At 69.4% G+C, this 23687-nt stretch carries 22 protein-coding genes and 1 tRNA gene; 17 read left to right on the top strand and 6 right to left on the bottom strand.

Features of this window, described 5'->3' with window-relative positions; genetic code table 11:
* Window positions 1–6 precede the first annotated feature (6 nt).
* Window positions 7–387: a hypothetical protein gene (locus AB0E78_RS05840; protein ID WP_361828786.1), complete on the bottom strand. Its 381-nt coding sequence runs from the start codon at window positions 385–387 to the stop codon at window positions 7–9.
* Between the two features lie 158 nt (window positions 388–545).
* On the opposite strand from AB0E78_RS05840, the gene AB0E78_RS05835 reads away from it, so the two are divergent.
* Entirely contained in the window at window positions 546–983 is a 438-nt protein-coding gene (locus tag AB0E78_RS05835; protein ID WP_361828785.1) for a GntR family transcriptional regulator, read from the top strand.
* A 1345-nt stretch (window positions 984–2328) separates the two neighbouring features.
* Here the strand turns inward: AB0E78_RS05835 and AB0E78_RS05830 are convergent.
* Both AB0E78_RS05830 and AB0E78_RS05825 read right to left on the bottom strand, forming a co-directional pair.
* Window positions 2329–2574, bottom strand: coding sequence for a hypothetical protein (locus AB0E78_RS05830; RefSeq protein ID WP_361828784.1), 246 nt, complete (start codon window positions 2572–2574; stop codon window positions 2329–2331).
* Window positions 2562–2744: a hypothetical protein gene (locus AB0E78_RS05825; RefSeq protein ID WP_361829522.1), complete on the bottom strand. Its 183-nt coding sequence runs from the start codon at window positions 2742–2744 to the stop codon at window positions 2562–2564. The genes AB0E78_RS05830 and AB0E78_RS05825 overlap by 13 nt, the downstream gene beginning before the upstream one ends.
* 271 nt (window positions 2745–3015) lie before the next feature.
* Between AB0E78_RS05825 and AB0E78_RS05820 the strand changes: the two genes are divergently transcribed.
* The 7 genes from AB0E78_RS05820 (at window position 3016) to AB0E78_RS05790 (ending at window position 7614) form a co-directional block, all read left to right on the top strand.
* A complete protein-coding gene (locus AB0E78_RS05820; protein WP_361829521.1) occupies window positions 3016–3735 on the top strand; it encodes an XRE family transcriptional regulator in 720 nt (239 codons plus the stop codon).
* 2 nt (window positions 3736–3737) lie between these two features.
* Window positions 3738–4208: an NUDIX domain-containing protein gene (locus tag AB0E78_RS05815; RefSeq protein ID WP_361828783.1), complete on the top strand. Its 471-nt coding sequence runs from the start codon at window positions 3738–3740 to the stop codon at window positions 4206–4208.
* Window positions 4209–4433: 225 nt separating this feature from the next.
* Window positions 4434–5126 (top strand): hypothetical protein, encoded by a 693-nt coding sequence (locus AB0E78_RS05810; RefSeq protein WP_361828781.1) that lies wholly within the window; start codon window positions 4434–4436, stop codon window positions 5124–5126.
* Window positions 5123–5647 (top strand): hypothetical protein, encoded by a 525-nt coding sequence (locus AB0E78_RS05805; protein ID WP_361828779.1) that lies wholly within the window; start codon window positions 5123–5125, stop codon window positions 5645–5647. The genes AB0E78_RS05810 and AB0E78_RS05805 overlap by 4 nt, the downstream gene beginning before the upstream one ends.
* A gap of 493 nt (window positions 5648–6140) precedes the next feature.
* Window positions 6141–6225, top strand: a tRNA-Ser gene (locus AB0E78_RS05800).
* A 207-nt stretch (window positions 6226–6432) separates the two neighbouring features.
* The gene (locus tag AB0E78_RS05795) at window positions 6433–6663 is read left to right on the top strand and encodes a hypothetical protein (protein WP_361828777.1); all 231 of its coding nucleotides are present in this window, start codon (window positions 6433–6435) and stop codon (window positions 6661–6663) included.
* Window positions 6664–6885: 222 nt separating this feature from the next.
* Entirely contained in the window at window positions 6886–7614 is a 729-nt protein-coding gene (locus AB0E78_RS05790; RefSeq protein WP_361828775.1) for a sensor domain-containing protein, read from the top strand.
* A 134-nt stretch (window positions 7615–7748) separates the two neighbouring features.
* Here AB0E78_RS05790 and AB0E78_RS05785 read toward each other — a convergent pair whose 3' ends face one another.
* Window positions 7749–8621, bottom strand: a complete 873-nt coding sequence (locus tag AB0E78_RS05785; protein ID WP_361828773.1) for a bifunctional DNA primase/polymerase — start codon at window positions 8619–8621, stop codon at window positions 7749–7751.
* A 370-nt stretch (window positions 8622–8991) separates the two neighbouring features.
* On the opposite strand from AB0E78_RS05785, the gene AB0E78_RS05780 reads away from it, so the two are divergent.
* The 9 genes from AB0E78_RS05780 to AB0E78_RS05740 all read left to right on the top strand — a co-directional run bounded on the left by AB0E78_RS05780 (window position 8992) and on the right by AB0E78_RS05740 (window position 18181).
* Window positions 8992–9303 carry a hypothetical protein gene (locus AB0E78_RS05780; RefSeq protein WP_361828772.1) on the top strand — a complete coding sequence of 104 codons (312 nt, stop codon included), beginning with the start codon at window positions 8992–8994 and terminating at the stop codon, window positions 9301–9303.
* Window positions 9304–9564: 261 nt separating this feature from the next.
* On the top strand, window positions 9565–10833 hold the full coding sequence (locus AB0E78_RS05775; RefSeq protein WP_361828770.1) for an acyl-CoA dehydrogenase family protein: 1269 nt from the start codon (window positions 9565–9567) through the stop codon (window positions 10831–10833).
* Window positions 10830–11738, top strand: a complete 909-nt coding sequence (locus AB0E78_RS05770; protein ID WP_361828768.1) for a bifunctional MaoC family dehydratase N-terminal/OB-fold nucleic acid binding domain-containing protein — start codon at window positions 10830–10832, stop codon at window positions 11736–11738. The genes AB0E78_RS05775 and AB0E78_RS05770 overlap by 4 nt, the downstream gene beginning before the upstream one ends.
* 1 nt (window position 11739) lies before the next feature.
* Entirely contained in the window at window positions 11740–13074 is a 1335-nt protein-coding gene (locus AB0E78_RS05765) for an acyl-CoA dehydrogenase family protein (RefSeq protein WP_361828766.1), read from the top strand.
* 41 nt (window positions 13075–13115) lie between these two features.
* Window positions 13116–13523 (top strand): MaoC family dehydratase, encoded by a 408-nt coding sequence (locus tag AB0E78_RS05760; protein WP_361829519.1) that lies wholly within the window; start codon window positions 13116–13118, stop codon window positions 13521–13523.
* Window positions 13520–14686 (top strand): lipid-transfer protein, encoded by a 1167-nt coding sequence (locus AB0E78_RS05755; RefSeq protein ID WP_361828765.1) that lies wholly within the window; start codon window positions 13520–13522, stop codon window positions 14684–14686. The genes AB0E78_RS05760 and AB0E78_RS05755 overlap by 4 nt, the downstream gene beginning before the upstream one ends.
* Before the next feature lie 52 nt (window positions 14687–14738).
* Window positions 14739–15602: a DUF1906 domain-containing protein gene (locus AB0E78_RS05750; RefSeq protein WP_361828763.1), complete on the top strand. Its 864-nt coding sequence runs from the start codon at window positions 14739–14741 to the stop codon at window positions 15600–15602.
* A 161-nt stretch (window positions 15603–15763) separates the two neighbouring features.
* Window positions 15764–16327 carry a SigE family RNA polymerase sigma factor gene (locus AB0E78_RS05745; RefSeq protein ID WP_249588982.1) on the top strand — a complete coding sequence of 188 codons (564 nt, stop codon included), beginning with the start codon at window positions 15764–15766 and terminating at the stop codon, window positions 16325–16327.
* Window positions 16328–16531: 204 nt separating this feature from the next.
* A complete protein-coding gene (locus AB0E78_RS05740) occupies window positions 16532–18181 on the top strand; it encodes a long-chain fatty acid--CoA ligase (protein ID WP_361829517.1) in 1650 nt (549 codons plus the stop codon).
* A gap of 104 nt (window positions 18182–18285) precedes the next feature.
* Here AB0E78_RS05740 and AB0E78_RS05735 read toward each other — a convergent pair whose 3' ends face one another.
* Together AB0E78_RS05735 and AB0E78_RS05730 are read right to left on the bottom strand one after the other, a co-directional pair.
* Window positions 18286–22860 (bottom strand): PAS domain-containing protein, encoded by a 4575-nt coding sequence (locus tag AB0E78_RS05735; RefSeq protein WP_361828761.1) that lies wholly within the window; start codon window positions 22858–22860, stop codon window positions 18286–18288.
* A gap of 260 nt (window positions 22861–23120) precedes the next feature.
* Entirely contained in the window at window positions 23121–23606 is a 486-nt protein-coding gene (locus AB0E78_RS05730; RefSeq protein ID WP_361828759.1) for an SSI family serine proteinase inhibitor, read from the bottom strand.
* Window positions 23607–23687: the final 81 nt, after the last annotated feature.

The following is a 23687-nucleotide window of genomic DNA, read 5'->3' as shown; positions in this document are numbered from 1 at the left end:
CGGGACTTACGCCGCCGCAGACTCAGCGGCTTCCTGCGGGACCGCCGGGCCAGCGACCAGCTCCAGGGACGCGCAGCGGAAGGCAACGCCCTCCTGAAGGGAGTCGTTGAAGATCCGGGCCCACGGGATCGCGAACAGCTCGACCGGCTTTACGAAGCGACCGGGGTGAAGACCGTTCGGCAGGCCGCCCGCCGGAACGGTGATCTTCATTGCCTCGGCTCGGTCGTCCTCCATCAGGAAGAGCGTCACGACGAACATCGGCTGGCCGGTCTCCCGATCAACGGCGCGCACGCCGTTCTCCTGGTCCTTCCACTTCGGCACCGGAGGAGTGCCGACCATGAAGTTCGTGGAGTCGAGCAGACCGACGCGGATGAAGGTCATAGCCATGACAGATAGGGCCCTTCGGTTGGTTCTGCGGTCCGGGTCCGGCCGCACCAAGAGATAACCACGACAGCTAGGTGTACTGCAACACCTATGTGTTGGATGTTTGCTGCTACCCATGTGTTCCGTAGGTGAGGCAGGCGTAGCCGCCGTATTCTTGGGCCATGACGCTGCCCCTCGAAGACGACTCTCGACCGCCCTACGTGCAGGTGGCCGAGTACCTCCGCCGTCAGATCCAGAGCGGCGAGCTGAGTCCTGGGGACAAGGTGCCGTCCTCCCGCGAGCTCCAAGAGAAGTTCGGACTGGCCAGCGCGACCATCCAGAACGCCTTCCGACTACTGAAGAGCGAAGAGCTGATCTACAGCGTCCAGGGCAGGGGCAGTTTCATCCGCCGCCCCGCCGTCGGCCCCGGGCCGGAGGGCGGGACAGAGGGCCCGGAGTCGTTCGAGTCGGAGGGCGACGCCGCAGACTTGGGCTCTAGGGTCGCGTCCCTTTCCGCCGAGGTTGCCGATCTGCGCGGCCAGGTCGGCGAGATGCGCGAGACGATGCAGAGCCTGTTGGAGCTGATGCAGCAGCTGAAGAGCGAGAGTGAAGGCGCCTAGCCTCTGCTCGCACTTGCTCCAGGAGCGACGCCAGTTCGGCGATCTCCACAGCGAGACGCGTCACTTCTCCGTCAAGTGCCGCCATCTCCGACTCGTCCACCAGGTCCCGCCCTTCGTTGCGCTGATCTGACTCTTCACGCCACCACGGATCACTAGCCCGTGGGATGCCCCGTCCCGCAGGGCGGTAGAAGGCTTCACGTCCTCCCGCACCGTGGTGATGCGGCTGCTTTCGCGTCCCGTCACGCGCTCCCCCAGTAGGCCACTTCGGGCCTGACGCCGATGCTCGGTCCTTCACCTGCTACAGGTGTGGCGCGGCCTCGCCGTGTGACAGTCCGAACCGACGAGTTCAGGAAAACTTGGAACGCCTGTGGATAAGTTCTGGCGATCCGAAGCACATAGCGCCTCGGTAGATGCCGAAGTATCGATGAGTAGGCAGCGAGGAGCGGCCCGGGGAGCGAGCTGTCCAAAGTTTCTTTACTGGATCAAGGCGGCCCGCCTACGGCGGACCGCGCGCGCTGGCGGCGTGGGGCCGCCGCCGCTCCATGTCTCCGCCACCGCTGCGGCGGCCCCACGCCGCTCAGCGCGCAGCTTCGCCAAGGCGGACAGCAAGATCAGGAAGAAGCCAGACCGCATCGAGCTCCAGGGCCAGCCCGTCGTACCCGGCTCGACCACACCACTCAATCGCTCGCTGCTCCAGGCCGGACAGTTCACAGAGCCGCAGACCGAACCCAGTTGCCACGCCACGTCGGCAACGCCAAGGGCATACAACGGTGCAGTCCGTGACGCATAGAAGTAGCGTGGCTGAGGTCGGAGCGGGGTTGCTGGAGACATACGTGGCGGGTGCTCGTTCGCCCGCCCCGCCGTCGTGGCTGACTTTCGGTGGCTGAGGCCAGAACGGGGCCTACACCGGCTGCACCGCAACACTGATTCCCTCCAACTCGATAACTGGGAACGGGGATTGCAGTCGCACCCGCGTTCGAGCACGCCGACCGCCCCGGTACCATCGGCACCGGGGTCCTGATCAGGGCTTCCGCGACCGGACCACCCGGAATGCTGTCCAGGCTGAGGGGTGGTCCGGTCTCTTGCTGTTCGTGCCCGCCGCTCGCATCAAGGGCGGGGATCGGGTCTTCCGGTCAAGGCCGGATGCAGATGTGGAACCCGTCCCCACCGAGCCCGCAGAACGTGGGGGAACACGTCGATCGGCTTCAGTCGGTGGGGACGGGGGTTCAGAGGAGAGTCGAGCTAGACGCCAGAGTGAAGCCGATGACCAGGCCGCACGATCCGGAGATCATGATGATCAGCAGCGGGCCGGTGAACTGTCCCAACCAGGTGATCGCTTGGCGCATCAGGCTCGCCTCCAAGCCCGCCACGGGCGCGTGATGATCTCGCGGTAGGTGTGGTGTGACGGGTGCTTGCCGCAGTGTTCGAGGACCCAAGCCTGAGGCTCGGCGAAGTCCTCGCCAGCCGGTGACGTCTCGCCGTCAACCGCGCACTGCATGGCGTACGTTGCCGGTTCTGCGTCAGGTTCGCGATCGGGTTCGAGAGTCCACGTCTCGTACCGCAGTACAGCGCGTGGGCTCACCGTCCCCACCGCCCTTTGTCCACAGCCACTTTGGCGCTGAGCCCCTCGGACGAACTGGGATGACGGAGCGCATCGGGTGGGACGTCCCACTCCAGGCCCCCGCACAGCGGCCGGAGTTGTACATAGGGACCCTCATGCCCCATCACGACGCCCGCTTTGCCAGTGCGCTCATCCACCATGAGAACGCCGATAGTTGGGAAAGCCGCGTTGTCGGTCACTACTGCCTTCTCCTCGCCACGGGACGAACTGGCTCGGAACCAGACCGCCGCGTAACTCGGCAAGCAGTCGGCACCCGTCCGTACTCATGCGAAGAAGCATCAGGTGGACCGGCAGGACCTAGAAACCACCCTCAAACCCCACTTCGGGACGTCCCGCGTCGGGTAGAACGTCCCTAGTGCCGTCCCAAGACTCAGGGGGAGACTCGTGCAGAACGAGAGACTACGTGCCGTCATGACGGCCGGAGGTTGGACGTATGCCGCCCTCGCAAAGGCAGTTGAGGTCGACCCCAAGTCGGTCGAGCGATGGGTGAATTTGGGCCGTACGCCGCGCCGTGCCACAGCCTTACAGGCGGCTGAAGCCCTAGGAGAAGACGTGTACGCACTCTGGCCGGCACTTCGGCAGGCCCGCCCCGCCCGCGCGATCAGCCCGGAGCTCGTTGCCCTTTATGAGCAGCGTGCAGACGTCCCCGTGTCCACGTTCGTGGACATGATGACGCAGGCCCGCGAGCGCATCGACGTGTTGGTGTACGCGGCTGTCTTTCTGCACGAGGCGTACCCGCGGCTGAACAGTCTGCTTCGTGAACGCGCCGCCGAGGGCTGCACCGTACGCATCGCGGTAGGCGACGCCGAAAGCTCGAACGTTCAGGCACGCGGCCAGGAGGAGCGGTTCGGCCACGGCATCGAGTCCCGGTGTCGACTGGCCCTGATGCACTACCGCCCTCTGGTCGGGGTATCTGGCATCGAAATAAGGACCCACGAGACGACGCTCTACAACTCCTTGTACCGCGCGGACGACCAGATGTTGATCAACGCTCATGTCTGGGGAGTGAATGCGTACGGTGCCCCGGTGTGGCATCTCCGTCGCAACGGGGAAGGCGGCATGTTCGACACCTACGGCCAGAGCTTCGACGCGGTATGGGCGACGGCGGAGCCGGTACAGCAGGAGGAGTGACCATGGCGCGCACCGAGTACTACGACGACCCGAATGCACCGAAGCCGAACAGCATGGTTGTCGCGGCCTCAGCGGTCGTCACCGACGAGCAGGGACGCATCCTGCTCCAGCGCCGCAGGGACAACGACCTGTGGGCGCTGCCCGGGGGCGGAATGGACCTCACCGATTCCCTGCCCGGAACGGCGGTCCGCGAGGTCAAGGAAGAGACCGGTCTCGACGTCGAGATCACGGGCCTGGTCGGTACGTACACCGACCCGAAGCACATCATCGAGTACACGGACGGCGAGGTCCGGCGACAGTTCAATGTCTGCTTCACCGCGCGGGTCATCGGCGGTCGGCTCGCGATCTCCGACGAGTCGACTGAACTCCGGTTCGTCTGCTCTCAAGAGCTTGAACAGCTACCCATGCACCACACCCAGAGGCTCAGGCTTCGGCATTACTTGGAGCGCCGCGATCGTCCTTATCTAGGTTGATGGGCCACGTATAGTCAGCTCAGCCGTCCTTCGAACCTGAGTGCTATATCTATGCATTGAAGTGGCGGGTGAGGATCTGGGGCCTGCCCAGTGCGGGATTGATGATCCTGATGCTGCGACAGATAGATCAGTACTTGCGCCGGTACGTCAAACATCTATCGCGATCGCGATGTCCTCGGTACCGTCGAGCTTGATACTGGACATTGGGGGTGTGCAGTGGATCGCTTGAGCAGGATCAAAGCTAGATTCTTGAAGCGTCGCGTAGTGAATGTTGTGGATCTTCCAGCGGAGCCGGAACCGCCGAGTCTGGTGGAAAGCAAGGCAATGCTGTACGAGGCAGCCTCCCGTAATCTTCCCGAGCCGCCAGTTCGTGCTGACACCTTCGCCGAGCGGGCGGTTGTCTACCTCCTTTCCGCAGATGTTCGTGATGTGGAGTTCTCTCTACGCCAAGTCGCTCACGAATTGATGCCCAGGCGCCCCGAGGAACCTGCCCCTAAACCACTAAGTGATGAACGATCCCGAGAAATTACCGGCGGGCATCTCGGCAGAGATGAGTTGTTTGCTCTCGGTAATTCCTTCTACTATATGCGGGATATCAGTGCGCAGCCGTCAGGGCATCTAGCCACAGAGATTTCCATGCTTCAACATCAGTTGCGTGGAAGTCGCCCGCGCAGGCATTCTTCGGATTATCCCAGCACGTTTGCGCATGTAACCAGCGTGGGTGGCGAAGTCGAGATAGTTGCTCAGTATTCTCCGGAGGAACTGACGTGGGAGCAAAATGAAGATTTGGCCTCCACGTCAGGCCGAACGATTGATCATGCTTTGGCGCGGCTATTTTTGCGTCTTGGCCCGCCGCCTGAGGCTAGCCCCTTTGGGTGTGTGCCCGCTTCGACGGGTGATGGAGGCGCGGCGCAATGATTCCAGAGGAAGGCGAAGCCCTGCCTACGCCGACGAAACCTCTCAGCTCTGACGTAGACCCTGTGTTGTCGGCGGGCATAAGTATTGCCGTGCAATGGGGCGCCGCCTTAGGGCCAGATAGGCTTGATGTTGCCCTGAAAGCCCTTGAGCCTCAGTTGAAGCGTGACCATCAAGCTCTTATGAAGCGCCTAGAGATGCAACGCGAGGCGGCTGAGCGAGCCGACCTGGCGGCAGCCGAAGCAGCCGCTCGCGCAGATCTTGATAAGCGCAACAAGCGTAAGCATGTGCAACACATGAGTGGCCTTATCGTTGGCGCTGTGATAGCAGTTGCGATGTTAGCTGGTGGAGTTTACGCTGCTGCGGATACTTGGTGGCTTTCTGCTTTCCTGTGTGGCCCCAGTGTTTATGCTCTCGTTAAGGTGTTCGTGCTGCGCCGCAGCGATCCGGACGATATGCGCATCCTGGCTAAGGGGGCTCGTGGCGCCACTGAGGCCAAGGCTCAAACTTTGCCACCACCTTAAGATGTGACTTCCCAAGAGTTCCCGAGGTGATCATGTCTTGGAATTAACCTGTTTCGCCGGTCCCCTTCCCCTTTTGAGGTGCAAGGCTGTGAACATGCGAGCGTGCTTGGTGGAATGAGGGACGCACCCGTTGTAGTGGCGACTCGCTTCGAGGCTGACGGCAACGGCAGCACATAGAATCGCGCAGCCTCCTACATGAGAGAGCAGAGAAGGTAGCCGCCGCCCCTCCTCGCAGGGGGTGCCCGATCCTACGGGTCAGAAGGTTGCGAGGTTTTACGCTCTTGCCCCCTGAGCCATGTCTCGGTGCGCTGGGGGCCTGACTGTCCTTCTACAGGGGCGGGGACTGAGCTTCCCGATGCGGTTCTTAGGTCCGTGGGACCCAGTGCTGGAGTCGGTGCAGTGCATGCCGATGGACCCTGTGTGGACCATGCCCTCCGTGAAACGCCGCAGATCCGCAGTCTGGACCGCCTCCGCCCCAGGTGAGCGGGACGGAGGTGGGTTGCCCGAGCGGCCTAAGGGAACGGTCTTGAAAACCGTCGTGGCGAGAGTCACCGTGGGTTCAAATCCCACACCCACCGCACTTCTTGAGAGCCTCTGACCAGCGCATTCGGTCAGGGGCTCTCGTGTTTTCAGGTGGCTCGCAGCCGCTCGTGCGCGCATAGGTCACCTTGGATGAACCTGGTACTCCACGTGGCCGCTGCCCGGCGAGCCTGGGAGAAGGTGCGGGGCGATTGAGGTGTTGTCGCTGCCAAGGATCACTGGAATCACCCCAAAAGGAGATAACCGTGTTGCAGCGCATCGCAGCCGCCTTTGCCGTCGCCACCGTCGCCGGAGTCCTGGCCACCGGCACCGCCGTCGCTTCCGACGGTCCGAGCAGCACCATCAGCGAGGGCCGCTACGCGGGCCAGTCGTTCACCAACATGGGCGGCCCCTACGGGATCACCACGGCCGGCCAGGCGGACGGTGGCCACCGTGACGGTTCGTCGCTCGACGGTCTCTTCGGCTACAACGGCTGACGGCTTCTCCCGTCAGGCCGGGGGTGTCTCTCAGTGCTTCTCGCTGAGGGGCACCCCCTTTCCCTTCCTCCGGAGGATTTGGTTCCGTACGGGGGTGGTGTCAGCTACACCCCGGAGAGGCCGGGTCGCCGGATGTTCCGGGCCGCTCGGATTCGCGATCGTGGAGGACGTCAGCACGGCACGTCCCCAGCACGTCCCCACCGCGAAGATTCGAGGCCCGTCATGAGCATCAGCGCCCAGCCGTACGCAGCCGCTGCCGCCGCTCCTTCCGCTCCCTCCGGTCCTGCCGCTGAGCGCTCCGCGGGGGCCCCGGGCTTCTGGCGGGCGCCGTTCGCCGCCTCCACGTACCGGGAGATCGGCTACACGGTGGCGTCGCTGCCCATCGCCATCGTGGGGTTCACCTTCGCCGTGACGATGTTCTCGCTCGGTGTGGGTCTTTTCGTCACCGTGCTCGGCCTTCCGGTCCTCGCTGCCGCGCTGGCCGGGGCGCGGGGCCTTGGCGCCGCCGAGAGGGGGCGAGCCCGGTCGCAGCTGGGGCTCGACGTGGCCGGGCCAGCTGCCGTGCAGACGCCGCGGGATGCGGGTGCGTGGGCGGGGATGCGGGCACGGCTCTCGGACGGCGCGGGCTGGCGGGCGCTGCTCTTCCAGGTCGTGACGTTCCCGACGCGGGTCGTGTCCTTCGTCCTCAGCGTGACGTTCCTGGTCACCGGCTGGGTGGTCGCGCTCCTCCCGGTGTACTCCTGGGTGTTCCCGCGCTACCTCGACTGGCCCGGATACCGCGTGTTCGACTACACCTCCGGCGGCGAGCGCCACGAGTTCTACCTGGAGGCGCCGGTGCAGATCGCGGGGGCGTCCCTGCTCGGCCTCGTCATCGTCTTCCTCACCCCGAAGCTGGTCCGCGCCCTGACGAACATCGATCGTGCGGCGGTGCGGTCGATGCTCGGCAAGTGACCGGATGCGGCAGGCCGCATGCAGTACCGGATGCGGCAGTCCGCATGAAGTAAGGGGCGTCCGCCACTGCGGACGCCCCTTACTTCGTCATGTCTCGTCTGGCCTCCTCGTGCCCCGTCATGCCTGGGTCTCCGTCACGCGTGGCCCGTCAGTCGCGCCGCCGACGCGATCGTCGAGCGGGCCTCCCGTTCCGTGAGGCCGACCCGGAGCGCGGCAGCGGCGAGTTCATCGGCCAGGGTCTCGCCGATGCCGTTCTCGTAGGCGCGGCAGGCAGCCCAGAACAGCCGGGTGTTGCGCTGGCCCTCGTGTGCGGCGAGCACGAACTGCACCAGGCCCTGACCCCGTTGGACCGGGGCCGGCATCTGCGGGAGCGTCGGGTGGTGGACGCGGGGCGGAGGCGTCAACAGGCGCAGAAGGGCGGGCGGGCAGTTCGCCGGAGGGAGATGGGCGGTGCCTGCCACGGCGCTGTAGACGCCGTGCTCGGTGCGCGAGCCGGGGCCGACGAGATAGCCGCCCGCACCCCTGATGTCGATGCCGGGGGCGAGGCGCCCCGCGGAGTTGGGGACGACGGCGTCGGGCGGGCCCGCGAGCCAGATGTGCCGTCCGCCGCTCGGGGTCGCCACGACGACCGTGGGCGGGATCGTGAACAGGTGGCGCAGCGCCAGTTCCCGCAGGGCCGCCGGAGCGTCCGTACCGGACTTGGTGTCGAGGTCGATGCCGATCAGATGGTGCGGCGCCAGCCCGCACGCGATGCCGTAGCCGGTGGCCCAAGGGGCCGCGGTGAAGAGCTCGCGGATGCGCCACGGGTCGGTCGACGCGTCGTACACGCCGTGCCCGAGGCGGCCGCATTCGCCGTGACAGAGGGTCGGTTCGGGCTGCTCGTGGTGAGGGGAGCGGAGCGCCGGCAGCTTGGTGCGGGAGAGCGGGATGACGGCGAGGCCGCGTTCGGCGGCGGACAAGGCGTGGGCGAGTGCGAGTGCTGTGGCATGGCGGTCGATGGTGGCCATGCCTTCATTTTCGTACAAGCGTTCGAAGAAAGGAAGAGGGGGCGGTGCGACGCGCGGACGAAACGCGGGTGTGGTCATCGATCTTCATGAAGTGACGGAACGGTTCAGCGCTTGCGGCGCCTGGGTTTGGGTCGGGCTGTGGGCGCTGATCTGCGGCTATGGGGGTGCGAAGCGTGTTTATCGACTTGTACTCACGCTTGCGGGGGAATTGGGGCTTCCGGGGTGGTTCGCCGGGGATTCGGTGGGCAACTCTGGACTCGCGACGTCGTGCAGAACCCTCAAGGCGGTCGGCCAACCGCCTTGGAACAAGACGCACTTCAGGTACTCCCGGCACATCGCCGGTGCGTACCCCCGTAACGGAGGAATTGACATGGCAAGCATCCGTACCGCCCGCGTCATCGCTGCAGCCGCGGCCCTGCCCCTGGCTGCCGCACTCTTCTCGGGTGTCGCGATGGCTGACAACGGCGCCTTCGCGAACGACGGATCGAATGCGGGCGTGGCGACTGTCAACGGCAGCGGCGTCGGCGGCAACAACAGCGGCAACTCGAACACGTCGCAGCAGCAGGCTGTCGGCTCGGGCGCCTCGAACCAGAACAACACCGCCCAGGTGAACGGCTCGGCGTTCACGGCGATCGACCAGTCGAACGAGAACATCGCCGTCAACTTCACCCACCTCTGGTGAGGTGACGGCCCTCCGGGGTAGCTCCTGAGGTCTGCTCGATGGGGTGTGTGGCGTTTCTGCGCGGCGGTGCAACTGCACCGCCGCGCAGGCGTGTTCGGGGGCCGGTCTCGTCTGGCTTCGCTCTGCGAGGTGCTGGGCGTCCGCTTCCCGGTCGGCCCGCATGCGTATGGAGCGTGATCTCTTGACACCGCCACAGTTTCTGACGGACAGTCAGAAATCATTGTCGGTGCGACGCCCTTACGTGAAGGAGAGGCCGCCGCCGTGCACCTCGCCCCCACCGAACGCCAACAGCAGCTGCGTGCCGAACTGCGCGCCTACTTCCGCGAGCTCATGCCGGCGGGCCCGCCCGAAGGGGGCGATCTGGAGGGGCAGCGCCGGCTGCTGCGGCGCATCGGGGCCGACGGCATGCTCGGCCTGGGCTGGCCGGTCGAGTACGGCGGGCAAGGGCGTGGGCCCGACGAGCAGTTCGTCTTCTTCGACGAGGCGTACCGCGCGGGCGCGCCCGTATCGATGGTCACCCTGAACACCGTCGGGCCGACCCTCATGAAGTACGGCACCGAGGAGCAGAAGGCCGCCTTCCTGCCGCGGATCCTCAGCGGCGACCTGGTCTTCGCGATCGGATACAGCGAGCCGTCGGCGGGCACGGACCTGGCCTCGCTGCGGACGCGGGCGGTGCGTGAGGTCGGGGCTTCCGGCGAGGTCGGGGCTCCTGGGGCCGGGGCTCTCGGAGGCGGTGCTCCCGAGGCCGGGGTTCCCGGCGCCGAAGGGTCCGAGGGCACGTGGGTCATCGACGGGCAGAAGATCTTCACGTCGAACGCCCAGAACGCCGACTGGATCTGGCTTGCCTGCCGCACCGACCCCGAAGCCCCCAAGCACCAAGGCATCTCGATCATCCTCGTGCCGACCGACGCGCCCGGTTTCTCGTGGACGCCGATCGAGACGGTGGGCGGGCTGACGACGACGGCGACGTACTACGACGGAATCCGCGTGCCCGCCACGAACCTCGTCGGCGAGGAGAACGGCGGCTGGGGGCTCATCACCAACCAGCTCAACCACGAGCGGGTGGCGCTCGCCGCGATCGGAATGCAGGCCGAGGATTTCTACGCCGCAGCCCTCGCCTTCGCCCGTACACCCGATCCGGTGACGGGCGAGCGTCGGATTGACGCTCCGTGGGTCCGTTCCAGGCTGGCCGAAGCACAGGCGCGGCTGGCGGCAACGCGCCTGCTCAACTGGCGTTTGGTGGGGGATGTCGGGGCGGGTGCGCTGGCGCCGGGAGATGCCAGCGGCGTGAAATTCGTGGGAACCGAATCGGCGGTGGAGGTGTACCGAATATGTCAGGAAGTCACGGGCGAGGCGGGGCTGGTCCGGGCCGGTTCACCCGGGTCCCTGACGCTCGGCACGGCCGGTGAGGGGGAGTTGGAGCGGATGAACAGAGCGGCGCAGATCAATACGTTCGGGGGCGGGGTGAGCGAGGTGCAGCGGGAGATCGTGGCGACGATGCGCCTCGGGATGCGGAGGGGACGGCGGTGACCGATCTTTCGCACGAGACGCTGAAGGCGTTCGAGGGGCGGGCGGCCGCCACGTCGGGCCTGGGCAAGGACCCGGTGAACGAGCCGATGATCCGGCACTGGTGCGAGGCCATGGGCGACACGAACTCGGCGTATGCGGGGGCGGATCCGATCGCGCCACCGACCATGCTCCAGGCGTGGACCATGGGTGGACTGTCCGGGCACGACGGGCGTTCGGCGGCGTACGACGAGCTGTTCGCGCTCCTGGACGGCGCGGGGTACACCTCCGTCGTGGCCACGGACTGCGAGCAGGAGTATCTGCGGGCGCTGCGACCGGGGGACGAGATCACCTTCGACGCGGTCATCGAGTCGGTGTCGGAGCGCAAGACGACCAAGCTGGGCACGGGCCATTTCGTCACGACCCGGATGGACGTCAGAGCGGGCGGCGAGCTGGCGGGGACCCATCGCTTCCGGATCCTGAAGTACGCGCCCGCGCAGCGGAAGCCCCAGGGCAAGCGGCCCCGCCCGGTGATCAATCGGGACAACGCGGGGTTCTGGGAAGGAGTGGCCCGGCATCAGCTCCTGATCCAGCGCTGCGGTGGCTGCCAGGCCCTGCGCTTCCCGTGGCTGCCCGGCTGCAATGCCTGCGGATCGCTCGAATGGGACACGGTCGAGGCGAGCGGCGAGGGCACGGTCTATTCGTACGTCGTCATGCACCATCCACCCTTCCCCGCCTTCGATCCCCCGTACGCGGTCGGGCTCATCGAGCTGGCGGAGGGGGTCCGCATGGTCAGCAATGTGGTGGGGGTGCCCAGCGACAAGGTGCGGATCGGGCAGCCGGTTCGGCTCGAATTCCGGCAGATGGACGCGGAGTTGGAGCTGCCGGTGTTCCGGGCCGTCGAGAGCATGGCGGGGGGCGGGCTCTGACATGGACTTCACACCTACGGAGGAGCAGGCCGCCGCACGTGATCTCGCCGGTGAGATCTTCGGGGACCTGGCCACGCCCGAGCGGCTCACGGCGGCGGGGACAGGGTCGGATGCCGAGCTGTGGAAGGCGCTGTGCGCCGCGGGGCTGCCGGGCGCGGTGGAGGACGTAGGGCTGCTCGGCCTCGTGCTGCTGCTCGAGGAGCAGGGGAGGGTGACGGCACAGGTGCCGTTCGCGGCGAGCTGTGTCTATGGGCTGCTGGCGGTGGCGGCACATGGCACGGAGGAGCAGCGGGGGCGGCTGCTGCCGGGGCTGCGGGACGGGACGGCGGTCGCGACGGGGGCTTTCCCGGCGCGGGGCGGCGTGGTGGCTGTCGTGGACGGGGCGCAGGGCGGTGAATCGACCGGAGCGGTGCTTGGCGCGGGGGCTGGGGCGGCACCCGATGCGGGGCCCGGAACGGCGCCCGGGGCGGCACCCGGTGTGGTGGTCGGGGCGCAGGCTGGGAAGGTGCCTGGCGCAGCGGCAGGGGGGAGGGCCGGGGCGGCGTTCGGAGCCGTGGCCGGGGCGCAGGCCGGAGCGGTGATCGGTGCAGCAACGGGAGCGCCTGCGGCAGGCAGGCTGACCGGGGTGGTGCCATGGGTGCCGTGGCTGCGGGACGCCACGGAGGTCCTGGTGGCGGTGCGCGAATCGGCGCCGCGGGCCGGCCACAGCCTGTGGAGAGTGCGGGTGGCCGACGCGGAGACCGAGCCCGTGGAGCTGACCGCGCCCTGGTCGGCGGGGCGGCTGGTCCTGGACGGAACCCCCGGGGAGCGGATCGGAGGGGACGGGGCGTACGAGGACGTCCTGGCGAGCGCACGGACCGCCTTCGCGGGGCTGCAGGCCGGGGTGTGTGCGGGGTCGTTGGCCCGCGCGGTGGCGCACACGAACGAGCGGGAGCAGTTCGGGCGGCCACTCGCGGCCAAGCAGGGGGTCCAACTTCGGGCGGCGGATGCCCATATGGACACCGAGGCGATACGGGTCACGGCGTACGAGGCGGCCTGGCGGCGCGACGCGGGCCTGCTGTACGGCACGCATGCGCTGACCGCCGCGTGGTGGGCGTCGGAGGGCGGAATGCGTGTCGTGCACGCCGGTCAGCATCTGCACGGCGGCATGGGGGCCGACCTCGACCACCCCGTTCACCGGCACTTCCTGTGGGGCCGGCAGCTGGACGCGTACCTGGGGTGTGGGAGTGAAGTCCTGCAGGAAATGGGCGACTTGATCGCTGAAAGCCCAGAGGAGCCGGAGCAACACCCGGAGAAACAGCAACAGCAGGAGCAACAGCAGGAGGGGGCGGCATGACGGGGGGACGGTATGCCGGAGGAGGAAGCGGCGGAGACGGTGTGCGGGTCGGGGACGAGTTGCCGGAGCTCACCATCCCGGTGACCCGGACGCTGATCGTCTCCGGTGCGATCGCTTCGCGGGACTACCAGGACGTGCACCACGACGCGACGGCGGCACAGGAGAAGGGCTCCCCCGACATCTTCATGAACATCCTGACCACGAACGGCCTGGTCGGCCGCTACATCACGGACCACTTCGGCCCCGAGGCGATCCTCCGCAAGGTGGCGATCCGGCTGGGAGCCCCCAATTACCCGGGGGACACCATGGTGCTGACCGGTTCCGTGGAGGGGGTCGACGGTGACACGGCCACGGTCAAGGTCGTCGGGGCGAACGGCATCGGCAAGCACGTCACCGGCACGGTCACGGTCACCGTCCCCGCCGGAGCACCGGCGGGGGGCGCGGCATGAGTGTACGTACACGCGACCTCCTCGGCGGGAAGGCCGCCGTGGTCGGGATCGGGGCCACCGAGTTCTCCAAGGACTCGGGGCGCAGTGAGCTCAGGCTCGCCGTGGAGGCGGTGGGGCTCGCGCTCGACGATGCCGGACTCGGCCCCGAGGACGTCGACGGCATGGTCACGTTCACCATGGACACGAACCCGGAGATCACCGTCGCGCAGGCGGCCGGGATAGGGGAGCTGTCGTTCTTCTCGCGCGTCCACTACGGCGGAGGCGCGGCCTGTGCGACCGTCCAGCAGGCGGCGCTCGCGGTGGCGAGCGGGGTGGCCGAAGTCGTCGTCTGCTACCGCGCGTTCAACGAGCGCTCGGGACGGCGCTTCGGTTCAGGTGTGCAGCACCGGGAGCCGTCGGCGGAGGGCGCGGCGCTCGGCTGGTCCCTGCCGTTCGGGTTGCTGACCCCCGCCTCCTGGGTGGCGATGGCGGCCCAGCGGTATCTGCACACCTACGGCCTCACCCCCGATGCGTTCGGCCATGTGGCGGTCACCGACCGGAAGTACGCGGCGACCAACCCGGCGGCGTATTTCCACGGGAAGCCGATCACGCTCGCCGAGCATGCCGCCTCGCGCTGGATCGTCGAGCCGCTGCGGCTCCTGGACTGCTGTCAGGAGACCGACGGTGGGCAGGCGATCGTCGTGACGAGCGTGGAGCGGGCCCGCGACCTGCCGAAGCCACCGGCAGTGATCACGGCGGCGGCCCAGGGGGCGGGCCGGGCACAGGAGCAGATGACCAGCTTCTACCGCGACGACCTGAGCGGCCTGCCGGAAATGAGCGTGGTGGCGAAGCAGTTGTGGCGCAGCTCCGGGCTCGCGCCCGGCGACATCGACGTGGGCATCCTCTATGACCACTTCACTCCGTTCGTGCTGATGCAGCTGGAGGAGTTCGGCTTCTGCGGGCCGGGGGAGGCGGCGGACTTCGTGGCCGAGGAGAGGCTGCCGCTGAACACGCACGGGGGACAGCTCGGGGAGGCGTATCTGCACGGGATGAACGGCATAGCGGAGGCGGTCCGGCAGGTGCGCGGCACATCCGTGAACCAGATACCGGGCGCGGCGCGCACGCTGGTGACCGCGGGGACCGGAGTGCCCACATCAGGGTTGATTCTGGCGGCGGACGGCTGAACGCGGCGCGTGTCCCGGGCATGGCGGGCTCCCTGGGCCCTTCACTCGGCGTATGCGCTACAGAAAGCTGATGATGGGACTTCTCCTCGCCGTCGCCCTGACCACTCTGGCCGTGGGCGCGCCACCGACCGGCGCCGTGAGCAGACCCGAGGCCGCGGGTTCCCGGCCGGGGAGCTCCGCGGCCGGGTGGGCCGCGGGCGTCTCGGTCTTCCGGGGCTGGGCGTTCGACACCTGCCTCGCCCCGTCCGTCGAGACGATGCGCCGCTGGAAGGCCTCCGACTACCAGGCGGTGGGCGTCTATTACGCGGGCCGCGGCCGGGCGTGCGCGCGTCAGCCGGAGCTGAGCCGCCGGTGGATGCGCGCGGTGCGGGGGCAGGGGTGGAAGGTGCTGCCGGTGTACGTCGGTTCGCAGTCGCCCTGTGTCATCGCCAAGAACAAGAGGGACGTACGTATGGGACGACACCCCTGGAGGCAGGGGACGAAGGAGGGACGTCACGCGGTGCGCACGGCGAAGGCGCTGGGGATGCGGCGGCTCAGCCCGCTCTATCTGGACATGGAGGCGTACAGCTACCGGAAGAAGAAGTGCGCCGCCACCACCCTGTCCTTCGTGCGGGCCTGGGACCGCGAGGTGCGCAGGTTCGGGTACGTCCCGGGGTTCTACAGCAGCGCGAATTCCGGCGTACGGCACATGGAGATCGCGCGGCGGGCAGGAGTGCGGGATCTGCCGGCGGTGATGTGGTTCGCGCGCTGGCACACGCGGCCGCACCTGTACCGCGAGCCGGTGCTGCGGCGCGACGCGTGGAGTCCTGAGCGGCGCATTCATCAGTACACGGGGAACGTGGAGGAGCGGCACGGCGGGCGCAAGCTCGTGATCGACCGGAACCTCGTGGACGCGCCGGTGGCCCGGATCGGCTAGGCCGGGAGCGAGGCCCTCTCGGGGACGAACCCTCAGGGGTGTGCTCCGCCTCCTCCACCTTCAGGAGGTGGGGCTACCACCCCACGTACAACCTGAGGCGGACACCGCTTCGGGACCTGCGGCCGATCCGCTGAAGTAGGGGGCGCTTCTAGCGTGGAGCCATGACCGTATCCATGGTGCCCATGTGCACCAGCGCATCGAAGGCCGCGACGCGGACAGCGAGTCCTTCGGCGTATCCGTCGTTCGCGTCGTACGTACGGGCACGTCAGCCCGTGTTGCTGCGCACCGCGCGCTCGCTGACCGCGAATCCGAGCGATGCCGAGGATCTGCTGCAGACCGCCCTCACCAAGACCTATGTCGCGTGGGACCGTATCGAGGACCATCGGGCGCTCGACGGCTATGTGCGCCGGGCCCTGCTGAACACCCGGACCTCGCAGTGGCGCAAGCGCAAGGTCGACGAGTTCGCGTGCGACGAGCTTCCCGAGCCCGAGGTGACGCCGGTCGCGGACCCGGCCGAGCAGCAGGTGCTCAGGGACGCGATGTGGCGCGCGATCATGAAACTGCCCGCACGGCAGCGGGCGATGGTCGTCCTGCGGTACTACGAGGATCTCAGCGAGGCCCAGACGGCCGAGGTGCTCGGGGTGTCCATCGGCACCGTCAAGAGCGCGGTGTCGCGTGCGCTCGGCAAGCTGCGCGAGGACCCGGAGCTCACGCCGGTCCGGTGATGCCGGTCAGATGACGCCGACCCGGGCATGCCGGTTCGATGATGCCGACCCGGTGATCGATCGCCGCCGGTCCGCCGGACCTTTCTTCTCCCGGCCTAGTGACATACCGTGCGGTATGCGGCAAGAATCTGGCGAGCCCTACTGCCAGGTAGGTCATTCGGGAGCCGCCCCGGATGAATGCCGCGCGCCCACCGGGAGGACGCCGTGCTGAGCACGATGCAGGACGTACCACTGACCGTCACCCGCATCCTCCGGCACGGGACGACCGTGCACGGGTCGTCGCAGGTCACCACGTGGACCGGCGAGTCCACGCCACAGCGCCGCAGCTTCCGCGAGATCGGTGAACGCTCGGCCCAGCTGGCGCACGCGCTGCGCGAGGACCTCGGGGTCGACGGCGACGAACGCGTCGCGACCTTCATGTGGAACAACGCCGAGCACGTCGAGGCCTACTTCGCGGTCCCCTGTATGGGCGCCGTCCTGCACACCCTCAATCTCCGGCTGCCCGCCGCCCAGTTGACGTGGATCGTGAACCACGCGGCCGACCGCGTCATCATCGTCAACGGCTCCCTCATCCCGCTGCTCGCGCCCCTGCTTCCGCAGCTGCCGACGGTCGAGCACCTCGTGGTCTCGGGGCCGGGCGACCGTTCGCCGCTGGCCGGAATCCAGGCGCAGGTACACGAGTACGAGGACCTGATCGCCGCCAAGCCCACGGTCTACGACTGGCCCGAGCTGGACGAGCGTACGGCCGCCGCCATGTGCTACACCTCCGGGACCACCGGTGACCCCAAGGGCGTCGTCTACTCCCACCGTTCCATCTACCTGCACTCCATGCAGGTCAACATGAGCGAGTCCATGGGTCTGACGGACGCGGACACCTCCCTCGTCGTCGTCCCGCAGTTCCACGTCAACGCCTGGGGCCTGCCGCACGCGACCCTGATGACCGGCGTGAACATGCTGATGCCGGACCGTTTCCTGCAGCCCGCCCCGCTCGCCGAGATGATCGAGACGGAGCGGCCCACGCACGCGGCCGCCGTCCCCACCATCTGGCAGGGCCTGCTCGCCGAACTCAGCGCGAAGCCCCGTGACGTCAGCTCGCTCGGCCAGGTCACCATCGGCGGCTCGGCCTGCCCGCCCTCGCTGATGGAGGCGTTCGACAAGCTGGGCATGCGGGTCTGTCACGCCTGGGGCATGACGGAGACGTCCCCGCTCGGCACGGTCGCCCGCCCGCCGGCCAAGTCCCTCGGCACCGAGGACGAGTTCGCCTACCGCCTCACCCAGGGCCGTTTCCCGACCGGTGTCGAGGCCCGCCTGGTCGGCCCCGGCGGCGAGCACCTGCCGTGGGACGGCGAGTCCGCGGGCGAGCTCGAGGTGCGCGGGCCGTGGATCGCGGGCGCGTACTACGGCGGCGCCGGCGGCGAGCAGCTCAAGCCGGAGGACAAGTTCAGCGCGGACGGCTGGCTGAAGACCGGCGACGTCGGTGTGATCAGCTCCGACGGCTTCCTGACGCTCACCGACCGCGCGAAGGACGTCATCAAGTCGGGCGGCGAGTGGATCTCCAGCGTCGAGCTGGAGAACGCGATCATGGCTCACCCGGATGTCGCGGAGGCGGCGGTCGTCGCCGTGCCCGACGAGAAGTGGGGCGAACGCCCGCTCGCCACCGTCGTGCTGAAGGAGGGCGCGAGCCTCGAGTACGCCGCCCTGCGCGACTTCCTCGCGGGCAGCATCGCCAAGTGGCAGCTGCCCGAGCGCTGGGCGATCGTGCCCGCCGTGCCCAAGACGAGCGTCGGCAAGTTCGACAAGAAGGTGCTGCGCAGGCAGTACGCGGACGGGGACCTGGACGTCACCAAGCTCTGAACCGGGCGCTGAACCGAGCCCCCATGGTCGTACGGCAACGGCGATGCGCCGCTCCCCCGCGAGGGAGCGGCGCATCGCCGTACTCGCACTCAGAGGCCTGAAGCCTAGTTCGTGCCGATCTTCGCGAGCAGATCCACGATGCGGCCCTGCACCTCGGTGCTCGTCGACCGCTCCGCGAGGAACAGCACCGTCTCCCCCGCCGCGAGCCGCGGTAGCTCCGTCTGGTCGACGGCGGCGGTGTAGACGACGAGCGGGGTGCGGTTCAACTGGCCGTTCGCGCGCAGCCAGTCGATGATCCCGGCCCTGCGGCGACGCACCTGCATCAGGTCCATCACCACCAGGTTCGGCCGCATCTGCGCCGCGAGGGTCACCGCGTCCGCGTCGCTCTCGGCCCGCGCGACCTGCATGCCACGCCGTTCGAGCGTCGCGGTCAGGGCGAGCGCGATCTCCTCGTGCTCCTCGATGAGCAGGACGCGCGGCGGGTGCTGCTCGCTGTCGCGGGGCGCGAGGGCCTTCAGGAGTACGGCGGGGTCGGCGCCGTACGCGGCCTCGCGCGTCGCCTGGCCGAGTCCCGCCGTGACGAGCACGGGGACCTCGGCGGCCACGGCGGCGGTGCGCAGCGACTGCAGGGCCGTACGTGTGATCGGTCCGGTCAGCGGGTCCACGAAGAGCGCCGCGGGGAAGGCCGCGATCTGGGCGTCGACCTCTTCGCGGGAGTTCACGATGACGGGACGGTAGCCGCGGTCGCTCAGCGCTTGCTGCGTGGTGACGTCGGGCGCGGGCCAGACGAGGAGGCGGCGCGGGTTGTCCAGCGGCTCGGGCGGCAGTTCGTCGTCCATGGGCTGCGGCTGGGGCCGGTTGGCGACCTCGACGGCACCGCCGGGGCCGTCCAGCGGCTCCGGTCCCTCGTCGGCGTCCTCGTCCGGGGCGCCGATCGCGTACGAGCGTCCTGTGCCCTCCGAGGAGGACGCGATCCGGGACTGCGGGTGGCCCGGCGCCTGGGGGTGCGGGCGGGCCGCGGCCTCGGAGCGGTCGTCGCCCGCGGGGGCGGGGGGAGTGGAGAGCCTGCGGCGCCGTCCCGAGCCGCCGACGGAACCGCCGAGGGTGGACTGCCCTTGCCCTTGCCCTTGCCCTTGCCCCTGCCCCTGCCCCTGAGCCGCGGGCTGCGCGGGCGCCTGCTCCGGGAGCGGGCCCGCAGTGGGCTGCTGCGGGGCGTCCGGGGCGGGAGCGGAGGGCTGGGCCTTGGCCGGTGCCTGCGGCTGCTGAGGAGCCTGCTGGGCCGGGGGCGCCTGCGGGGGCAGCGGAGGCTGCGGTGCCTGCGGTGCCGCCCCTGGGGCAGCCGACGCGGCCGGAGTGGCCGGAGTGGCCGGAGCGGATGGGGCCTGGCCCTGCTGCAGCCCGAGACGACGCTGCTGCTGCTCGGCGATCTGCTGGCCGAACGGCACGCCCTGCCCGAGCGTGCGCACGCTGATCGCGCGCCCCTGCGTCGAGTTGGGGTCACCGGGCGCGGCCTCGGCGGGCAGCGGCTGCGAGGCTCGCCCACCCTGGGTCCCGCGCTCGGGCGGCAGTGCGACACCCCTGCCGGGCGTGTGGACGCCCCGCGCCGGAGTGCCTTCGGCGTACGTGGTGGGCTGCGAGGGAACACCGGCGGGCGGGGTGCCCTGCACGTCCCCCGCCGCCCCTGCGGCAGCGGACACCGAAGCCGGCGCGTGGCCCTGCCCGGGAGCCTGGCCCTGCCCGGGAGCCTGCCCCGGTCCGGGAACCTGGCCGGGTCCGGGAACCTGGCCGGGTCCGGAAACCTGCCCCGGCCCGGAAACCTGCCCTGGCCCGGCAGCCTGCCCCGGTACCTGCCCCTGCGCCGGACGCGACCGGCGGCGGCCCGTAGGCGCCTCCGCGGGGTGCGGCTGCGGCGGGGTGTGGTCGTCAGCCGGGTGGTGCAGGGCTGCTTCGTGCTGCCCCGTGTCGTCCTGATCGGCGGACGCGGGCGGCAGTGCGAAGACGCGCCCGCTGGGAGCCTCCTCGGCAGCGGCCCGCTCCTTGGCCGCGGCCAGCGCACGGCGACGCCGCCCCGTCGGACGGGGCGAGGCCTCGCCCGCATCCCCGGCGAAGCCACCCGGCCCGGCAACAGCCACAGCCGTCCCGACCCCGGAACCTCCGACCCCGGAGCCCGGACCTCCGACCCCGGACCCCGGACCCCCGACCCCGGAGCCCCCGGCGGCAACACCCTCCTGCCCGCCACCACCCGAAGGCAGAGCGGGCGGCAACGCCAACTGCTCGTCGTTCCGTCGCGCCCGCTGGCCGGAAGCGGCAGGAGCCACCCCACCGGCAGGAACCGGCACGCCCTGCGGCGGTACCGCCTGCCCCAGCGCCGCGGACCCGGCGGCATGCTCGGCCGCGGTCACCACGGAGCCGACGGACCCGACGGACCCAACGGACCCAACAGACCCAGCGGACCCCGCGGAATCCTCGGCGGCGCTGGGCCGCCCACGCCGCCGCCCGGTACCACCGGAAGGCACAGCAGAAGGCACACCAGAAGGCACAGCAGAAGGCACAGCAGAAGGCACGGCAGAGGGCTGCGCACCCTCGCTCCGCACTGGCGCGTCCGGAGTAACGGACGCCGCGGCCTCGGCGACCTGAGCCGCCGCAGCCTCCGCCGCGTCGGCCTCCGCCGCACGCCGTCCACGCCGCCGCCCGGTCCCGCTGGGCGAAGCCCCGGCAGCACCCGCGGAGGTCCCGCCTCCAGAAGTCCCGCCCCCCGAAGTCGCACCCTCGGCAGTCGAGCTCTCCAGGAACGAGTCGACTGAGGGACCGGCAGCCCGCCGGGCCCGTCGCCGCCCGCCACCCGTGGCAGGCGAAGCCTGCGCCGGCACCACGACCGAAGACCCGACAGAACCGGCGGCGTCGCCAGAACCGTCCGTGCCGTCCGAGCCGCCCACCACCTCGGGCGCAACAGAAACCGTGCCGCCCCCCGCACCGATCGGCACCTCAAGAACGTACGCATTGCCGCTCATCCCCGGCACCTCATGCGTCTGCAGCACGCCGCCGTGCGCCCGCACGATGCCCCGGACGATCGGTTCGTGCACCGGGTCTCCCCCGGCATACGGACCCCGCACCTCGATGCGTACGACCTCACCCCGCTGAGCCGCGGCGACGACCACGGTCGAGTCCACGTACCCACCGGGGGCCACGGCCGAGGGGGCCGCACCGGCACGCGCGTTGCCCGTGGCGTCGATCCCGGCCACGTCGGCGACCAGGTGGGCGAGCGCCGTGGCGAGCCGCCCCGGGTCCACCTCGACCTCGATCGGCGGCGCGTGCACCGCGAACTGCGCGCGTCCGGGCCCGATCAGCTCGACCGCACCCTCCACGCCGCTCGCGACGACCGCGTCGAGCATGACCTTCACGCGGGAGAGCTGTTCCGAGCCCGAGTCGAGCAACTGGAAACCCAGCACATTGTCGACAAGCGTGGTGATGCGCGCGTACCCGGCGGAAAGATGATGAAGGACCTGGTTCGCCTCGGGCCACAACTGCCCGGCGTCATCGGCCGCGAGGGCCGACAGCTCGCGCCGCAGCTCGTCGAGCGGACCCCGCAACGACGAACCGAGCACGGCGAGCAGCTGCTCGTGCCGCGCGGCCAGCGCGTCGTACCGCGCCTTCTCGCGCTCGGCGAGCTCCTCGAACCGGTCCTTCTCGCGCTCGGCGAGTGCCGCGTACCGCTCCTGCTCGGCGGCGATCTCCTCCGCGCGTTGCTCGGCGGCGGCGGCCAGTTCGGCGGCATGCCGCTCGGTGGCGGCCCGCAGCTCCTCCGTGCGCCGCTCGGTCGCGGCCTGCATCTCCGCCGCGTGCTGCGCGATCGCGGCCTCGTGCTCCTCGGCCAGCGCGTCGTAGGGGCGCCGGTCGGTGAACGTCATGACCGCGCCGACGAGCTGATCGCCGTCCCGTACGGGGGCCGTCGTCAGGTCGACCGCGACCCGGTCGCCGCTCTTGGACCACAGGACCTGCCCGCGCACCCGGTGCTTGCGCCCCGAACGGAGCGTGTCGGCGAGCGGGGACTCCTCGTAGGGGAAGGGCTCGCCGTCGGCGCGCGAGTGGAGCACCAGGTGGTGCAGTTCCTGGCCGCCGAGGTCGCTGGCCCGGAAGCCCAGTATCTGAGCGGCGGCCGGATTGACGAGGACGACGCGTCCGTCGGTGTCCGTGCCGACGACGCCTTCGGCCGCGGCGCGCAGGATCATCTCGGTCTGCCGCTGGGAACGCGCGAGTTCGGCCTCGGTGTCCACGGCGCCCGAAAGGTCGCGTACGACGAGCATGAGCAACTCGTCGCCGGTGTAGCCGTAATTGTCGTACGCGTCCCGGATGTCCTCGAGGTTCGAGCTGGTGACCTCGACGGGGAACTCGCTGCCGTCCGTGCGCCGCGCGGTCATCCGCGTCGGCTTGGTCCGCCCGCGCTCGTCGACGGCCTCGGGCCTGCGCATCGATCCGGGAATGAGCCGGGAGTCGAACTCCGGCAACAGATCGAGGAGCCCGCGGCCCACGAGTGCGGTGCCGGGCGTCTCGAACGCCTCCAGCGCGATCGCGTTCGCGTTCACGACGGTCCCGTTCGCGTTCACGAGGACCAGCGCGTCCGGGAGCGCGTCGAGTATGGCTGCGAGGCGAGCAGCGCCTCGGGATGGCCTGCTGCTCACGACGACGCTTCCTCCCTGGTTACTGCTGCTTGCCGACTCGCTCAGGCCATCTTGCCCCGCGGCCCGCGGCGTGTCACGGGAGGGAGTCTACGGGGAGCGGTTGTGCGCGCGACGCCGGATGAGAGGGAGGTCGCACGCAGAAGATGTGAGGCTTCCGTACCGCCTGGTCACGAGGAGGTGGCGGCGAGCCGGATTCGACCGTGGCCGAAACCGGACCAAAGGGTGGCCAAAAACAGATCGGCCGGTGTCAGGCGCTGACGTCAGGCGTTCGCGTCGGGCAGCACCGGGACGAGCTTGTTCCACCGGGAGATCTCGCATCCGTTGCTGCGGTTGTACGTCGCGTCGACGGGCCGCCCGTGCCAGTGTCCGGTGATGTGCGCGGTGGCGGGGCCGCCGTACTGCATGGTGCAGTTCGCGCCGGGCGGCGTGGGCGCGAAGGTGTCGGTGCCCCAGGTGCCCTCGTCGAGCCTCGCGCACGCGTCCTCCGCCTGCGGGTGGGTGCCGCCCGTCGGGTGGCATTCCAGCTCAAACGTTCCGTCACGTCCGTCCCCGGCATCGGTGACCGTCACCGTGAGCCGGTCGGGGCTCGGCCCGGTGACCGGCGTCGGCAGGGGCAGGGGCCCCGTGTCGGCGTGGGCGACGACGGGGGCGGCGGACAGCGCGGCGACGGACGCGGCGGCGGTGAGGACGAGACGGCGCAGCATGACGGGGCTCCACTGGGTGCGGGATGCCGGGTACGCGAACACGTACGGGCTCTACCGCGTCTAACGCCGTTGACGCCGCGACGTTGCGGGCGCGGAAAGACGCTTTGCTCTGCGGGCCGCCCG

The organism is Streptomyces sp. NPDC032198 (assembly GCF_040636975.1).
Lineage (GTDB): Bacteria > Actinomycetota > Actinomycetes > Streptomycetales > Streptomycetaceae > Streptomyces.
The sequence above is the reverse complement of the archived record's forward strand: the minus strand, read 5'-3'. Positions and strand labels throughout refer to the sequence as shown.

What these genes read in the sequence shown, in the direction of transcription:
- AB0E78_RS05790 (WP_361828775.1), top strand. Translation starts at nt 6,886, where the DNA reads ATGAGCATCAGCGCCCAGCCGTACGCAGCCGCTGCCGCCGCTCCTTCC.
- AB0E78_RS05765 (WP_361828766.1), top strand. Translation starts at nt 11,740, where the DNA reads ATGGACTTCACACCTACGGAGGAGCAGGCCGCCGCACGTGATCTCGCC.
- AB0E78_RS05835 (WP_361828785.1), top strand. Translation starts at nt 546, where the DNA reads ATGACGCTGCCCCTCGAAGACGACTCTCGACCGCCCTACGTGCAGGTG.
- AB0E78_RS05780 (WP_361828772.1), top strand. Translation starts at nt 8,992, where the DNA reads ATGGCAAGCATCCGTACCGCCCGCGTCATCGCTGCAGCCGCGGCCCTG.
- AB0E78_RS05745 (WP_249588982.1), top strand. Translation starts at nt 15,764, where the DNA reads ATGACCGTATCCATGGTGCCCATGTGCACCAGCGCATCGAAGGCCGCG.
- AB0E78_RS05840 (WP_361828786.1), bottom strand. Translation starts at nt 387, where the DNA reads ATGGCTATGACCTTCATCCGCGTCGGTCTGCTCGACTCCACGAACTTC.
- AB0E78_RS05820 (WP_361829521.1), top strand. Translation starts at nt 3,016, where the DNA reads ATGACGGCCGGAGGTTGGACGTATGCCGCCCTCGCAAAGGCAGTTGAG.
- AB0E78_RS05815 (WP_361828783.1), top strand. Translation starts at nt 3,738, where the DNA reads ATGGCGCGCACCGAGTACTACGACGACCCGAATGCACCGAAGCCGAAC.
- AB0E78_RS05825 (WP_361829522.1), bottom strand. Translation starts at nt 2,744, where the DNA reads ATGGTGGATGAGCGCACTGGCAAAGCGGGCGTCGTGATGGGGCATGAG.
- AB0E78_RS05785 (WP_361828773.1), bottom strand. Translation starts at nt 8,621, where the DNA reads ATGGCCACCATCGACCGCCATGCCACAGCACTCGCACTCGCCCACGCC.
- AB0E78_RS05750 (WP_361828763.1), top strand. Translation starts at nt 14,739, where the DNA reads ATGCGCTACAGAAAGCTGATGATGGGACTTCTCCTCGCCGTCGCCCTG.
- AB0E78_RS05805 (WP_361828779.1), top strand. Translation starts at nt 5,123, where the DNA reads ATGATTCCAGAGGAAGGCGAAGCCCTGCCTACGCCGACGAAACCTCTC.
- AB0E78_RS05755 (WP_361828765.1), top strand. Translation starts at nt 13,520, where the DNA reads ATGAGTGTACGTACACGCGACCTCCTCGGCGGGAAGGCCGCCGTGGTC.